The sequence below is a fragment of the Nodularia spumigena CCY9414 genome (assembly GCF_000340565.2).
GTDB lineage: Bacteria > Cyanobacteriota > Cyanobacteriia > Cyanobacteriales > Nostocaceae > Nodularia > Nodularia spumigena.
The window spans coordinates 3,959,862-3,973,994 of sequence record NZ_CP007203.1 but is presented as its reverse complement, the minus strand read 5'-3'; the positions used below and the strand labels follow the sequence as shown (position 1 = coordinate 3,973,994).

The following is a 14,133-nucleotide window of genomic DNA, read 5'->3' as shown; positions in this document are numbered from 1 at the left end:
TTTTATAAATAATCCGCAGGGTTTACGGGAGTACCATTGCGACGTACTTCAAAATGCAGGTGAGGCCCTGTAGATAAACCTGTGGAACCGACAGATGCGATCGCTTGTCCTCGTTCTACAGATTGTCCTTCGGAAACATACAACTCGCTGGCGTGTGCATATAAGGTAGTCTTATCTTGACCGTGATCGATAATTACGGTTCTGCCATAACCACCGTACCAACCTGCAAAAATCACGTTTCCCGAATCGGCTGCTCTAATTTTACTACCATAACTGGCGGCAAAATCTAACCCGGAATGAAAGCGACGATATCCTAAAATCGGATGTATTCGCCAACCAAAGGCGCTGCTAGTACGTGCGTTGCTAGGAAAAGCGAGTATTCCACTTCCCCGAATCAGGATGTTGCTGCGGCTGTTGGCTTTGGCTTGGGCTTGTGCTACTTTGTTTTGAATCAAGACGGATATATTTTTAGAATCTCTATCAAGCTGGTTTTGTGCGGCTTCTAAAGCTAGGCGATCGCTATTTAAACGTTCAACCAATTCTGACTGTGATTCCGCCTGAAGTTGATAATCGGCTTTTTGTAGCAATAACTGCTGACGAATCAAAGCAATTTCGTTTTTTTGCTGTGCTACTGCCGTTTTTTGTTCATTTATCGAGTTTGCTTGGGCGTTGAGTTGCGCTAAAATCTTTTGGTCAGCCTGATAAACTAACTTCAGTTGACGACGACGGCGGATAAAGTCGCTGATATTTTGGCTTTGGAGTAAAACCGCCAATCCTTGCGAAGCAGGCGATCGCTGAAGATACCGCAACCTAGCCACTGTTGCTGTGCGACTTTTTTCATAATCACTTTCTGTTACCAGTAAAACTGCTTCTAATGCTTCCAGGTTTTCAGTAGCCAGTCGTAATCGTAACTCACTATCTTGAATATGAGTATTTGTCGTTTGCAAATTTTGATTTAAACCAGTCAACCGATTTTCTGCCGCTTCTTGCAAATCAGTCAAGCGATCGCGCTGCTGAATCGTCTTTTCACGCTCTTTGTTAATTTGTTGCTGCTGTTGTTTGAGAGTATCAATTGATGATGGGGTATTTGCAGATCCTGGCAGCCATCCTAAACCAAAGCACAAAACACAGCATAATGCAAGACATAACCAAAATAATTTTGTTTGGGGAAAAAATAGCGATCTCATGCTGTTGATTTAGGCAATTGCAGGCATCTACAGCATTATTCCCCAAACTCGGCAAAATCTAACATGATGAAATCAGTTAACAGTTAACAGTCAACAGTTAACAGTGAACAAGGCATGAAGTGGAGGATTTAGACCCAATTATGTCTCTTAACTGATAACTGATAACTGATAACTGTTAAAACTGATTTTTCCAACTTGCTAAATCAGCCAAAGAGCGATCGCGATAACGTCCATAACGCTCCGGCTTACTCTTAATTTTCACCCCCAAATCTGGTAAAATCCCAAAATTCGGCGGCATTGGTTGAAAATGCTTCGGTGAAGCCGAACTAATAAACTCCAATAACGCCCCCATCATCGTCGTTGGTGGTGCTGTCAATGGTTCCTTACCCAAAGCGATGCGCGCTGCATTAGTTCCGGCTAACCAACCATCTGCGGCGGCGGCGGTGTAACCTTCAGTACCAATTAACTGTCCAGCCGCTAACAAAGTGGGACGCTGCTTAAATTGCAAAGTCGAGTGCATTAACTGGGGCGCATTCAGAAAAGTGTTGCGGTGCATGACTCCCAGGCGGACAAATTCGGCATTTTCTAAACCAGGAATTAGGCGAAAAACTCGCTTTTGTTCACCCCAGCGCAGGTTAGTTTGGAATCCTACCATGTTCCAAAGTTGACCAGCTTTATCTTCTTGCCGTAATTGTACCACTGCATAGGGACGTTCCCCGGTGCGATTATCAGACAATCCCACGGGCTTCAGGGGACCGTAACGCATTGTGTCTTCTCCCCGGTGCGCTTGTTCCTCAATGGGTAAACAAGCTTCAAAAAATTTCGCGGTTTCCCGTTCAAAATCCTTGATTTCAGTTTGTTCGGCTTGACGAAGTTCTGTCCAAAAGTGCAGATATTGCTCTTTATTCATCGGACAATTCAGGTACGCCGCTTCACCTTTGTCATAACGCGATGCCATAAAAGCCACATCATGGTTAATCGATTCTCCCACAACGATGGGACTAGCAGCATCAAAAAAGCTGAGGTATTCGATCCCCGTTACGCGGTGCAAATCTGCGGCTAAATCAGGACTGGTTAAAGGTCCGGTTGCCAAAACTACGATTCCTTCAGGGATAGCTGGGACTTCACCCCGGCGAAATTCAATTAAAGGATGGTTAGATAAAGTTTCCGTCAAGTCTTGGCTAAATTTTCCTCTGTCTACAGCTAGCGCCCCACCAGCCGGAACGGCGTGTTCATCGGCTTTGGAGATGACAATGGAATTGAGTTGACGTAGCTCTTCGTGTAATAATCCGGTAGCGCGATCGCTTGCCATAGCCCCAAAGGAATTACTACAGACTAATTCCGCCAGATGTTCTGTATGGTGTGCAGGACTAAAGCGTTTTGGGCGCATTTCATGGAAAATCACCGGCACTCCAGCCTGGGCTATTTGCCAAGCTGCTTCTGTCCCAGCTAGTCCACCTCCAATTACTTGTATCGGTTGTTTATCCATATTATTTATTTATCCGCTCAGTTACCCAATTTAAATTTGCTGGAAGTGCATATAAATCATCATAAATGATCAAGTTATAACCTTTCTAGGACTGCTAAGGTACGGATTTATCTGTGTAGCCTACGACAAGCGGAATTTCGCGTCTACATCTGTGTTTATCTGTGTTTATCTGTGGTCGAATAATTCTTGTAGTACCTATTGAGATAGGAATCGCTATAATGAGATGTCGCGTGTAAAATTTTATAATAACTTAATAACTAGAAAAATTACTCAGAGGAAATACTAATGAACCGCTCGAAAATAGTTGCAGTTATTACAGGTGCAATTTCAATTCTTTTAGCGATCGCCTACTTAATTTTAGTGCAATTGCTGGACTACCGGGACATGAAACCAGCACCTATTAGTCAATTAACATCACAACAAGTTCTAGTAGCCGCATACAGTCATGGAGAAGAAAATTTCTTCTGAAAAGACCTCTGAGAGACACGAGTATTCGTGTCTCTACTATTTTTGAGGGAGATAAAAAGTTTTGACCGAAAAACGAGACGCAAGCCCCTGACTTTAGGCATGGGGAGAAGGCGGTAAGAACTTTTAAGTTCCGTCAAACGATTGCGTGGCTTTAGCCACAGTGTTAAAACAGATTAGCGAGAAAACAAGTAGGAATAACCTTCAGCGCATTGAAGTATCCTAGTACGGAGCAATCCCGGCAACGGACATATCCGACTCGATTCGGAATAGTTAAAGGGCGAATAAGGGCAGGATATGGAGCGTTCATCTTTAAAATATGAAGGACTCAGAAAGTATGCGCGAATGAGAGCAAAAGCTCTTTGAGTGAGTAGAGGGATACTTGAATGTCCCGTTGTCGCCTTTTTCAGGTGGGCAAGAATCCCCTGGCTTTAGACGTGGGGAGGTTCAAAAATTGGCAGAAAATTAATCACGCCAGTTGTTAGATTAATTAATTATTCATGAAAACTAATTTATAGGGGGTCAACTGATGGCAGAGGCGAATCAGGAAGATAAAAACAAATTTATTTACCCTCGCAGTCGCTACTATGGTCAATTTAAGCCAGAAAACTTAGTATTTAATGCTAATCTCCAAGAATTTGCTCAAAGAGTCAGCTACATTTCCAGTTTAGAAACATCTGGGAAACTGACTCCCCAAGAAGCTTATAAAAAAATTAAAACTCTTTGGAAACAGTTGAAACGCAGCAAAAAACAACTGAGTATTGCTAACGAAAACGAAGTAGAACCACCGACAACACCGTGAATTATTTAAATCGCGGGCTAAGTCCGGTGAAACTCATCCGGGGTGAGTGACACCACCATATTTTCCGATTCTATTTGGATAATCCAACGCGTGTTAGCTGGATTGTCCGAGTTTGATTCCAGTCCACAAACTACGCCCACTTTGCCGATTACGTATGCTGGACGTAGTATCAAAACTTTATCCCCTACTTTAACACTGTGTGAGGTATACAATATTCCTCCTATAAATTCTGCATCTTCAGAATGAAATTATATGACTGAAATCCGATAATTATTTTATTTTAACTAAATTTTGTGGTTCTTATAACCTTTTCTTAACTAAACTTGCCGGAAATAATGCATTGCTTCTGCCCCTTTCCTCTTATTTGACTGCTAGGTTCCCATTTTTCGGTAGGATAGCTCCCATATCTTCAACTGAGCGACACCCTACAAAGAAGTAAGACTATGGCAACTTCCCCAATTTCTGCTCCAGAATCCTCTGCTAACTGGCATCTGCTGCTGCAACAATTAATGGATAGTCAATCATTAAGCCGCATTCAAGCTGCTCAATTGATGCAAGGGTGGTTAAATGAAGCTGTGCCGCCAGAATTATCAGGGGCGATTTTAACAGCGCTGAACTTTAAAGGCATTTCCGCCGAAGAGTTGACGGGGATGGCTGAAGTATTACAGTCCCAATCAAAACTGGGGACTGGGAAAGAATCCACCCCATTCGTCATTCCCACTCTCATTGATACCTGTGGGACTGGCGGCGACGGTTCATCAACCTTTAACATTTCCACAGCTGTTGCTTTTGTTGCGGCTGCTTACGGTGTACCCGTTGCAAAGCATGGAAATCGCTCCGCGTCAAGTCTCACAGGCAGCGCGGATGTGTTAGAAGCATTGGGAGTAAATCTGAGTGCTGACAGTCAAAAGGTGCAAGCGGCAGTACAAGAGGTGGGGATCACTTTCTTGTTTGCCCCTGGGTGGCATCCCGCACTCAAAGCTGTTGCTTCTTTGCGTCGGACTCTCAAAGTGCGAACAGTATTTAATTTACTCGGACCATTAGTCAATCCCTTGTATCCTAATGGGCAAGTAGTCGGGCTATTTACGCCCAAACTTTTAACAACTGTTGCCCAAGCGTTACATAATTTAGGCAAACAAAAAGCCATTGTCTTACATGGGCGAGAAAGACTGGATGAGGCTGGGTTAGGAGATATAACTGATTTGGCAGTTTTATCAGAGGGTGAAGTGCAGTTAACTACTCTCAATCCCGAAGAAGTAGGTGTAACTACTGCTCCCATCGCGGCACTCCGGGGTGGGGATGTGCAAGAAAATGCCGTGATTCTCAGAGCAGTGTTACAAGGTCAGGGAACTCAGGCACAACAAGACGCTGTGGCATTAAATGCTTCCTTGGCTCTGCAAGTGGCGGGTGCAATTCCGTGGTTAGACCATGCTCAAGGTGTGAGTGTGTCTAGGGAAATTCTTCAGAGTGGTTCTGCTTGGGAAAAATTGTCACAGCTAGTCCAGTTTCTACAGGATTAACTTGTAAGCGTGATTGGTGGGGGCTAAACTCGACAACATCGCGTCTAATGGTGACATCATAGTTACCAAAAAAGTCGTGACCTAATAATCCAGTTTCTAGTTCTGGTCCCGCGATCGCCACTGCAACTCTATTCACCTTCACCCCACCAACGGCCATGGAATCAACATAACCAATGGGAAAATCTACTGTTCTGGCACTGGCAGTATTGGCCTTGACTGTTCCCACTTGCACAACTGCCAAGGCATTGGCCATTTCTTGGGTAATGACTGTGCCACTGGCTCCTGTATCAACAATCATTTCAAATTTCTGCTGGTTGTTGAAGGTGACTTCCACAATTGGCGTTCCCCCCATGCGTCGTTTGATAGGGGCAATAAATACCTGTTTTTCTGGGGTGAGAAATGCTGATCTCGGCGAAATGGGTTTTACTGGTGGCTGTTGTGTAGATGCAGGTGGAGTCAGGGTATAGTTAGACCCCAGGTTTGGCGGTTGGGGAACAGCGACGATAATCCTCTGATTACCTGTGTTTGCTGACTGGACGGGGCGAGGAATATCTCTTTCTCTGGCTATTTTTACATGGCTGCGGTATTCGTTAATTTTGGCTTGGGCGATGGTAAATTCTGGGCTGTGGCGAGGCACTTTTTCCATGAGAGCGATCGCATCTCGGTACTGACTGACTACCAACTGCCAATCATCTGGCGATTGAGCCGATTGACTGATACTCCAAGCCCCCATAGCTTTATCTAGACCCAGTTCAAAATAATTGATTGCGGGTTCTGATGGTGGTGTTTTGGACGCTGGCAATGTTTGTGGTGCGATCGCTTTCACAGGAGACGACGCAGCCAAATTATCATTTTCTCCCGCATTTTGATTGCTAATAGTCCCAGAAGTGTGTTGGCTTGTCTCAGGCACGCTACGCGAACGGCTACCCTCAGACCCAGTTTTTTGCTCACAAGCAACACCCAAAAGTGCCAGAGTGCTGGAGAGAAAAATCAGGGTTGCACGAGATAAAAACGACTGAAGCATAATTAACTTCAATTTTACATAGGTAAGGGACTTAGAGAGTTTGACATGGGATAATTAATATTTGCAGTATTAGCTCAATTAGGGAGTAAAGACTGCTTATTATTAATTGTTGACTGCTGACGGCGCATATAAATTTCAACAATCACCACAATCACTCTTCCACTATACCCAAAGTCAAGCTTTGCTACACTGTGCTAACGCCCCGCTTTGCTGACGTGGGGGTGGAGAAAAGAATTGCCTCCTTTGAAACCGGGGTTACGCCCCATGCTCAATATTTAACCCTAATCCTTTTGTTTTAATCACCTATGCCTCTGTCTGACACAATACCTGCTCTACTTGTCTTGGCCGATGGAACTACTTATCGCGGTTGGTCTTTTGGTGCAACGGGAACCAAAATCGGGGAAGTGGTATTCAACACCGGCATGACTGGATATCAAGAAGTCCTGACTGACCCTAGTTACTGCGGTCAGATTATCATTTTTACCTATCCGGAATTAGGGAATACTGGCATTAACGTTGAAGACGAAGAATCAGATCGGCCTCTGTGTGCTGGGGCGATCGCTCGCAATATTTGTCATCGACCCAGTAACTGGCGCTCAACACAATCCCTGCCTGATTACCTGAATCAGCACCAAATACCCGGTATCTACGGCATTGATACCCGCGCTCTCACGCGCAAAATTCGCACACTAGGAGCCATGAATGGCGGTATTTCTACATCAATTCTAGATGAAGCGGAATTGTTAGAGCAGGTACTAGCAGCACCTAGCATGGCTGGTTTAAACTTGGCGCGTCAAGTTACCACCCCCACGGTGTATGAATGGACAGAGGCCACAATTCCAGCTTGGGAATTCAACTCGGAATCTGTGGTCAATCAGGAAGAGTCTTTCACTGTTGTCGCCCTTGACTTTGGTGTCAAACGGAATATTTTGCGTCGCCTAGCAAGTTACGGTTGCCGAGTCATCGTTGTACCTGTAGATACACCACCAGAGGAAATCCTCAAATACAACCCAGATGGGATCTTTCTTTCCAATGGACCAGGGGACCCAGCGGCCGTGACGGAAGGCATTACAACTGCCAAAGCATTGCTGGAAAGTCAAAAACCGATATTCGGCATTTGTATGGGACACCAAATTTTAGGTCACGCTCTAGGGGCAGAAACTTATAAGCTAAAATTTGGTCATCGTGGTTTAAATCAGCCCGCCGGACTACAGCAGAAGATAGAAATTACCAGCCAAAACCACAGTTTTGCTATTGACCCAGATTCATTACCTGCTGAAGTTGTGGAAGTTAGCCACCTGAACCTCAATGATCGCACGGTTGCTGGGTTACGTCATAAGTCTCTGCCTATATTTTCGGTTCAGTATCACCCGGAGGCTAGTCCTGGCCCTCATGATGCTGACTACTTATTTGAGCAATTTGTCCAAGCCATGCGAACGAACCGGTAAAAAGAAGCAGGGGTGCAGGGTGCAGGGTGCAGGGGAGAAGACCCAGAGGTCGCTTGTACTCCGCCCCAGTTCAAGCGCCCTTCCCCTCTGCCTCTTCCCACACTCCCCTCTCTTCCCACACGGACCACACCCAAAAGCCAGTTTTATCAGGGCTTTGCGCTTAACTTCGTGCTATTCACCCATGCCCCTACTTCCCGTATCCCAACAGATTGTAGACAATTTGTGCTAAAACCATCTATACTTGAGCGTTCGCTTTAACCATGAGGAGGGAATTATTGCTGAGTCATTGAATCTAACCGTGAGCCTGAGAGGCACTCGCGAAGTCCGGGATAACTGTCAGCTATTCCGCCTCACAGGTTTGTTAGACGCATTTTCTGAGCCGACTTTTCGCAAGGTACTTGGCAATAAAATTGATGAGGGTCCCAAGCATATTATCCTGGATCTCTCACAAATTGACTTTGTTGATAGCTCCGGATTGGGCGCTTTGGTGCAGCTAGCTAAACAAGCTCAAACTGCCGAAGGTACTTTGCAAATTGTCACAAATGCCCGCGTTACTCAAACGGTCAAGCTTGTTCGCTTAGAAAAGTTTCTAGCCCTGCAAACTTCAGTTGATGCGGCTTTAGAAAACATCAAGTAGTCTTGATCGCTTTATCTAAACAGGTACAATCAGCTGACTGAAATTATATCTGGGTAGCTTAATTTATAGAAACGCTGACAAAAAAACCTCTCTCCTGGCGAGAGAGGTTTAAAAATTAGTTAAAATTTAATATAAAAAGCTGGTTAAGTTAGTCAAATAGCTTGATTATCTGATACACTTGATTGCTGCTCAAGGTAAACTACCAATCAAAAAAGGTTAAAATTAAGAAATAATATTTGACAGTTTTGATGAGGAACAGGTGTACCAACATGGCTGGTTTCAGAAATAACAAATAAAAAATCTCTGAAGATGCCTGCCAACTATAGCCGGTTAAGGAATGATGAATTTGTGACATCACAGGAAAAAGAGCTATTAGATGGACAAGATGAAACACTCACACCGGATTCGTCTTGGCATCAAGCATTGTTGGCAACCACCGGGACATTACCTCTAGATATTTCTCCATCACAAATACAACAAATGTCGCCTTTGGCTTTAGCCTATATAGGTGACGCAATTTATGAATTGTATGTTAGGATGTTCTATCTGTTGCCTATACAACAGACAAAAACCTACCATTGTTTGGTAGTAGCACAGGTAAGAGCCGAAACACAAGCGCTTCATTTGCGATCGCTTACTCCGCATCTGAGTCCAGCCGAATTAGAAATTGTCCGTCGAGGGCGTAATGCCGCTTCAGGACGACCTAAGCGAGTTGATCCCAAAATCTATCAACAGGCAACAAGTTTAGAAACTTTAATTGGCTACCTTTATCTCACCGATTTCCCACGCTTAACCGAATTGTTGCAAAAACTCCATCTAGAGAAATAGTGCGTGACTCAATCTCAGGACAGGAAAGTCAGCACTTGGGGGTTCAGTAAATTCACAGAATCACAACGTCCACCCAATAAACTATACCCAAAATTTATATGACAAGTAAACCCAGGAAAATCCAAACTCCTAGCGAACCTAATCGTGGTCAATCCCTCAAATTGAAGGGTAAGCGGATTATTCCTAGTTCTATTCGCAGTCCCCGCGTCGGCGAGCGCGATAAAAAGCCTGTGTCCAGAGGCACAAGCCCACATCGCATTGATCCCCATGTATCCCCAGTAGCCTCAAAACCCCCAGAAGATAGCGATTTAATTTACGGTCGCCATCCAGTTTTAAGCGCTTTAGAAGGTGAACGGGGACTAAACCGCATCTGGATTACTACTCGTCTGCGTTACGACCATCGCTTCCATCATTTACTGCTGCAAGCCAAGGAAAATGGCACAGTCATTGATGAAGTTGAGCCAAAACGCTTAGACCAAATCACCGACCGGGCTAATCACCAAGGGATCGCAGCCCAAGTAGCCCCCCACGACTACATGGAGTTGTCTGATTTAATTGCACAAGCGAAATCTGTGACTGACCCTGTAATTGTGGTAGCTGAGGGAATTACTGACCCCCACAATTTGGGAGCAATTATTCGCACTGCTGAAGCCATAGGCGCTCAGGGACTGGTGATCCCTCAAAGAAGGGCATCAGGAATCACTTCTACTGTGATGAAAGTGGCCGCAGGTGCTTTAGAAAACTTTTCTGTAGCCAGAGTAGTCAACCTCAGCCGCGCCTTAGAAGAATTGAAGGAAGCTGGCTTCTGGATTTATGGTACTGCTACCACAGGCAGCGAACCCCTGCATACAGTGAAATTTAGTGGCCCCATTGTTCTGGTTATCGGTTCGGAAGGCGAAGGACTGAGTATGCTCACACAGCGCTCGTGCGATGTCTTGGTCTCAATACCCCTGCTGGGCAAAACTCCTAGTCTCAACGCTTCAGTGGCGGCGGGTATGGCGCTTTATGAAATCTATCGCCAACGGTCGTTAAACACTTTGTACCTAGATAAATTACCAAAACCCCTTTAAAAAAAGACCGTAACAGAGTATAAAGAAATGTAAAAGAAAAAACGATACGATATCCTTTCCTTTAATATTCAGTACCACATTGATAAATCGGCTACAACCATGCAAACAATTTGGAATCACCTGAAGGAATCATTGATTAACACATTCCACAACCTAGGCCTAGCTTGGTGGGTGGAAATTGTGACGCAAAATCCCCGTTGTACCTACTACTTCGGTCCATTTTTGAGTTCTGCTGATGCGAAAGTGGCTCTCAAAGGCTACGTAGAAGATTTGGAGGTCGAAGGGGCGCAAGGAATACTTGTGAATGTCAAACGCTGTAAACCAGGTACTTTAACAATTGCTGAAGACTTGGGGGAAAGGATTGACCGCAAAGTAAAGCCTGCCTTTAGCGGTCAGATATAATCCAAATTCAAAGGGCCTCCATAGTTCTCAGGTTAAACTTGGGAACTATGGTATGAGTTTGGCTGGTCGCAACTGGATTTCTGTTTGGGATATCCATTCATTACAGCAATGCCAGCAAATAATTAATAATTCTTAATTCCTAATTACCGCGATTTTCAGGTAAATGAACCACATCTTTATATTGGGCTACGCCCCGCTACGCTAACACGCAAAGGCGCAAAGGCGCAAAGGAAGAAAGAAATACAGATATCAGCCTGTGTTCTAAATACATGAAAACTGCTGTAAAATCCTAAAAATTACATATTCTACCATGCAGAGATAGATGCCATGCTAAGAGGGTCTAAATTTTGATTTGTCTCTTAATTCTGGGATTTGTGTCTTTTGGTATATGACTTAGTATGGTGAAAATTTAAAATAGAGTCATGGCAAGAATCCTAATTATTACTTGTAACCACAGATAAAGCTCAATGTAGACGCATTCTCAAATACAGAATGCTTCCCACAAGGAATACATATGAGTTGTTCTGTGGTTTTTTGACGAGAATATTTAAAATTGCTAATTTATGAAAATTTAACTAATTACGAATTAGTAATGATTTTTGTCATGAACTGAAGTTAGAGGAAAATTCAATGACTACAACACTTTTAGAGGCTAATTCTATCCGGTCTTTGTTAGGTAAAGAAGGGGAAAACTTACTCACCTATAAAGCCAAAGTTTCTCAGGATTTACTACATTTACCAGGGACAGATTTTATAGATCGAGTTTGGTTAAATAGCGATCGCTCTCCCCAAGTCTTGCGTAATCTCCAGCAACTTTACTCACATGGTCGATTAGCAAACACTGGCTATCTGTCTATTCTACCAGTAGACCAAGGAATTGAACACTCAGCCGGTGCATCTTTTGCGCCTAATCCGATTTATTTTGATCCCGAAAACATTATCAAATTAGCCATAGCCGGAGGCTGTAATGCTGTTGCTACGACTTTAGGCGTATTAGGGAGCGTTTCGCGTAAATATGCCCATAAAATCCCCTTCATAGCCAAAATCAACCATAACGAACTGCTAACTTTTCCCAATCAATATGACCAGATATTGTTTGCTGATGTGGAACAAGCTTGGAACTTGGGTGCTGTGGCGGTAGGTGCGACAATTTACTTTGGTTCCGAACAATCTGCTAGACAAATTCAGGAAGTTAGCCAAGCTTTTAAACACGCCCATGAACTGGGTTTGGTGACAATTCTTTGGTGCTATTTGCGTAATAATACTTTCAAACAAGACCAAGATTATCACCTTGCGGCTGACCTCACCGGACAGGCTAACCATTTGGGTGTCACCATTGAAGCGGACATAATTAAACAAAAGTTACCTGAATGTAATCATGGTTATAGTGCAGTAGCGAAAGCGACTAATCAGAGTTACGGCAAAACTGATGAACGAGTTTACACCGAATTGACCAGTGATCACCCCATTGATTTAACTCGTTATCAAGTGCTTAATTGTTACTCTGGACGTGCGGGACTCATTAATTCTGGTGGTGCATCTGGTAAAGATGACTTAGCCCAAGTTGTGCGTACAGCAGTGATTAATAAACGGGCTGGCGGTACTGGTTTAATTTCCGGGCGGAAAACCTTCCAGCGTCCCTTTGAGGAAGGTGTAAAACTGTTTCATGCAATTCAGGATGTTTACTTGTCGCCAGATGTGACTATAGCTTAGGGAAGTGTGGGGAGTGTGCATCGAACAACTAATCACTAATGACAAATGACTAATGACTAATGACTAATGACTAATGACTAATGACTAATGACTAATGACTAATGACTAATGACTAATACTTTTTATATATACGTAACAAGTCTAGGGGAAGACGTTAAATAAGGAGAAATTTTCCTAACATTCAGGCATTTGATGAAGAGTTAGGAGACAATTTTCCTCATGTTGAAAAACCAGAAAATATTTACTCAATTGCGCCGCAAAATTACTATAGTCTTGCTGGCTAGTTTTGTTTGGTTGATCACCTTCCCTACTACTTCAGTTCAGGCAGATCGTTACTATTCGGAGAAAAACAATAAGGCAGTAATAAGTAAACCCTATTATACTAAAGAACGTCAGGTAGAAATAAAAGAAGTTCCGGCAACACCTTACTATTCTACAAAAGAAAGAAAGAAGACAAAAGTCATTATCAAGACACCAGCCACGGCTAATGATTATATCGAAAGTGGCAAGCGGGGGCAAGAAGTGATTCCTCAAGATTGAGAAACTGGAAGTAGCTAAAAGACGAGAGGCGTGATGTTTCACGTCTCTACAAGTTGGTAAATTTTATTACAAATCTTATAGAATTAAAAATTTACGTGATAATTTTATAGTTTGAGCAAAAATCCGCAGGAATTACTGAAAAGGATTGTTAAAAATATGCTATTGTGTTTTTATAGTATTAAATCTAACAATTGCCTATTTTTGCGTAGTTTATTGATGACGCAGATGTAGGAATAATTCAGTAGTTTGTGGTTTTCTGATTATGGAAACAAAAAGCCCCGTCAAAGGTTGGTGGAAATACATTCTATTGTTTACAGTGCTTTTGGCATCTGGACCGACTACCCAAGTCATTCATCAGGCATTACGGGGTTATCCATTAGATATTAACTATTTATGGACTGAACTGTCGCCATTTGGGATTTTGGGAGGGGGTCTTTACAATGGTAATGGTGGGGCTGACTGGAAAATAGGCAAGCCAAAAGCCACAATCTGGAATGCTGGAAATGTGCGATCGCTACCGGAGTTAAGAAGTTTTGCATTAGAATTGGCAAATCGCGATCGCATTCTGAATAATTTACCACCTTTGCAAGAAGATTCTACACTGTCCCTCGCCGCACAACTGCATGCACAGGATATGTTGGAACGGCAATACTTTGATCATATTTCACCTGACGGCAAAAGTCCGCGCGATCGCTACCTTGCAGTTAGTAGTCGCCCACTTCAGGGAGTTGGTGAAAATATTGTTCAGGGTGAAACTCAAGGTTGGGGATTAACTTACAGAGAAGCGGAAAAGTTTCAACGGGGTTGGATGTATAGTCATGGACACCGCGCCAATCTCTTAACGGAAAAATACACCAAATTTGGTTATGGAGTGGTAACTGGGGCGAATGGTCAGATTTATGCTGTACAAATGTTTGGGATGTGAACTACTCAGAGGAATTGTTAAAAAGACAAGTCTCGATAGGATTGTGAGATATCCTTAGATAAATGAGAGATTTGCCAAATAAA

Annotated in this window: 14 protein-coding genes; 11 read left to right on the top strand and 3 right to left on the bottom strand. The window is 43.4% G+C overall.

Annotated elements, in window-relative coordinates; genetic code table 11:
• Positions 1-2: 2 nt before the first annotated feature.
• The gene (locus tag NSP_RS17335; RefSeq protein WP_006196888.1) at positions 3-1,187 is read right to left on the bottom strand and encodes a murein hydrolase activator EnvC family protein; all 1,185 of its coding nucleotides are present in this window, start codon (positions 1,185-1,187) and stop codon (positions 3-5) included.
• A gap of 175 nt (positions 1,188-1,362) precedes the next feature.
• Positions 1,363-2,676: an FADH(2)-oxidizing methylenetetrahydrofolate--tRNA-(uracil(54)-C(5))-methyltransferase TrmFO gene (gene trmFO / locus NSP_RS17330; RefSeq protein ID WP_006196887.1), complete on the bottom strand. Its 1,314-nt coding sequence runs from the start codon at positions 2,674-2,676 to the stop codon at positions 1,363-1,365.
• Between the two features lie 285 nt (positions 2,677-2,961).
• Here trmFO and NSP_RS17325 point away from each other — a divergent pair, with 285 nt between their 5' ends.
• The 3 genes from NSP_RS17325 (at position 2,962) to trpD (ending at position 5,463) form a co-directional block, all read left to right on the top strand.
• Positions 2,962-3,144, top strand: a complete 183-nt coding sequence (locus NSP_RS17325; protein ID WP_006196886.1) for a hypothetical protein — start codon at positions 2,962-2,964, stop codon at positions 3,142-3,144.
• Positions 3,145-3,670: 526 nt separating this feature from the next.
• On the top strand, positions 3,671-3,943 hold the full coding sequence (locus NSP_RS17320; RefSeq protein ID WP_006196885.1) for a DUF7219 family protein: 273 nt from the start codon (positions 3,671-3,673) through the stop codon (positions 3,941-3,943).
• Between the two features lie 443 nt (positions 3,944-4,386).
• Entirely contained in the window at positions 4,387-5,463 is a 1,077-nt protein-coding gene (gene trpD / locus NSP_RS17315; RefSeq protein ID WP_006196884.1) for an anthranilate phosphoribosyltransferase, read from the top strand.
• On the opposite strand, the gene NSP_RS17310 is transcribed toward trpD, so the two are convergent.
• Positions 5,393-6,487, bottom strand: a complete 1,095-nt coding sequence (locus NSP_RS17310; protein ID WP_017804280.1) for a retropepsin-like aspartic protease family protein — start codon at positions 6,485-6,487, stop codon at positions 5,393-5,395. The genes trpD and NSP_RS17310 overlap by 71 nt on opposite strands.
• A gap of 305 nt (positions 6,488-6,792) precedes the next feature.
• On the opposite strand from NSP_RS17310, the gene carA reads away from it, so the two are divergent.
• The 8 genes from carA (at position 6,793) to NSP_RS17270 (ending at position 14,050) form a co-directional block, all read left to right on the top strand.
• Positions 6,793-7,935 (top strand): glutamine-hydrolyzing carbamoyl-phosphate synthase small subunit, encoded by a 1,143-nt coding sequence (carA, locus tag NSP_RS17305; protein WP_006196881.1) that lies wholly within the window; start codon positions 6,793-6,795, stop codon positions 7,933-7,935.
• Between the two features lie 241 nt (positions 7,936-8,176).
• Complete coding sequence (locus NSP_RS17300) at positions 8,177-8,572, top strand: STAS domain-containing protein (protein ID WP_173403298.1); 396 nt, start codon at positions 8,177-8,179, stop codon at positions 8,570-8,572.
• 309 nt (positions 8,573-8,881) lie between these two features.
• Entirely contained in the window at positions 8,882-9,400 is a 519-nt protein-coding gene (locus tag NSP_RS17295; protein WP_006196879.1) for a Mini-ribonuclease 3, read from the top strand.
• A 98-nt stretch (positions 9,401-9,498) separates the two neighbouring features.
• Complete coding sequence (rlmB, locus tag NSP_RS17290; protein WP_006196878.1) at positions 9,499-10,470, top strand: 23S rRNA (guanosine(2251)-2'-O)-methyltransferase RlmB; 972 nt, start codon at positions 9,499-9,501, stop codon at positions 10,468-10,470.
• A 99-nt stretch (positions 10,471-10,569) separates the two neighbouring features.
• Positions 10,570-10,872 carry a DUF1816 domain-containing protein gene (locus NSP_RS17285; RefSeq protein WP_006196877.1) on the top strand — a complete coding sequence of 101 codons (303 nt, stop codon included), beginning with the start codon at positions 10,570-10,572 and terminating at the stop codon, positions 10,870-10,872.
• A gap of 630 nt (positions 10,873-11,502) precedes the next feature.
• The gene (locus tag NSP_RS17280; protein WP_006196876.1) at positions 11,503-12,585 is read left to right on the top strand and encodes a class I fructose-bisphosphate aldolase; all 1,083 of its coding nucleotides are present in this window, start codon (positions 11,503-11,505) and stop codon (positions 12,583-12,585) included.
• A 219-nt stretch (positions 12,586-12,804) separates the two neighbouring features.
• The gene (locus tag NSP_RS17275; protein WP_006196875.1) at positions 12,805-13,125 is read left to right on the top strand and encodes a hypothetical protein; all 321 of its coding nucleotides are present in this window, start codon (positions 12,805-12,807) and stop codon (positions 13,123-13,125) included.
• Positions 13,126-13,387: 262 nt separating this feature from the next.
• Positions 13,388-14,050, top strand: coding sequence for a CAP domain-containing protein (locus NSP_RS17270; RefSeq protein ID WP_006196874.1), 663 nt, complete (start codon positions 13,388-13,390; stop codon positions 14,048-14,050).
• The last annotated feature ends 83 nt before the right edge of the window (positions 14,051-14,133 follow it).

Excerpts from the sequence above, each read along its gene's own strand:
- NSP_RS17335 (WP_006196888.1), bottom strand. The coding sequence starts at position 1,187 with ATGAGATCGCTATTTTTTCCCCAAACAAAATTATTTTGGTTATGTCTT.
- trmFO (WP_006196887.1), bottom strand. The coding sequence starts at position 2,676 with ATGGATAAACAACCGATACAAGTAATTGGAGGTGGACTAGCTGGGACA.
- NSP_RS17325 (WP_006196886.1), top strand. The coding sequence starts at position 2,962 with ATGAACCGCTCGAAAATAGTTGCAGTTATTACAGGTGCAATTTCAATT.
- NSP_RS17320 (WP_006196885.1), top strand. The coding sequence starts at position 3,671 with ATGGCAGAGGCGAATCAGGAAGATAAAAACAAATTTATTTACCCTCGC.
- trpD (WP_006196884.1), top strand. The coding sequence starts at position 4,387 with ATGGCAACTTCCCCAATTTCTGCTCCAGAATCCTCTGCTAACTGGCAT.
- NSP_RS17310 (WP_017804280.1), bottom strand. The coding sequence starts at position 6,487 with ATGCTTCAGTCGTTTTTATCTCGTGCAACCCTGATTTTTCTCTCCAGC.
- carA (WP_006196881.1), top strand. The coding sequence starts at position 6,793 with ATGCCTCTGTCTGACACAATACCTGCTCTACTTGTCTTGGCCGATGGA.
- NSP_RS17295 (WP_006196879.1), top strand. The coding sequence starts at position 8,882 with ATGCCTGCCAACTATAGCCGGTTAAGGAATGATGAATTTGTGACATCA.
- rlmB (WP_006196878.1), top strand. The coding sequence starts at position 9,499 with ATGACAAGTAAACCCAGGAAAATCCAAACTCCTAGCGAACCTAATCGT.
- NSP_RS17285 (WP_006196877.1), top strand. The coding sequence starts at position 10,570 with ATGCAAACAATTTGGAATCACCTGAAGGAATCATTGATTAACACATTC.
- NSP_RS17280 (WP_006196876.1), top strand. The coding sequence starts at position 11,503 with ATGACTACAACACTTTTAGAGGCTAATTCTATCCGGTCTTTGTTAGGT.
- NSP_RS17275 (WP_006196875.1), top strand. The coding sequence starts at position 12,805 with ATGTTGAAAAACCAGAAAATATTTACTCAATTGCGCCGCAAAATTACT.
- NSP_RS17270 (WP_006196874.1), top strand. The coding sequence starts at position 13,388 with ATGGAAACAAAAAGCCCCGTCAAAGGTTGGTGGAAATACATTCTATTG.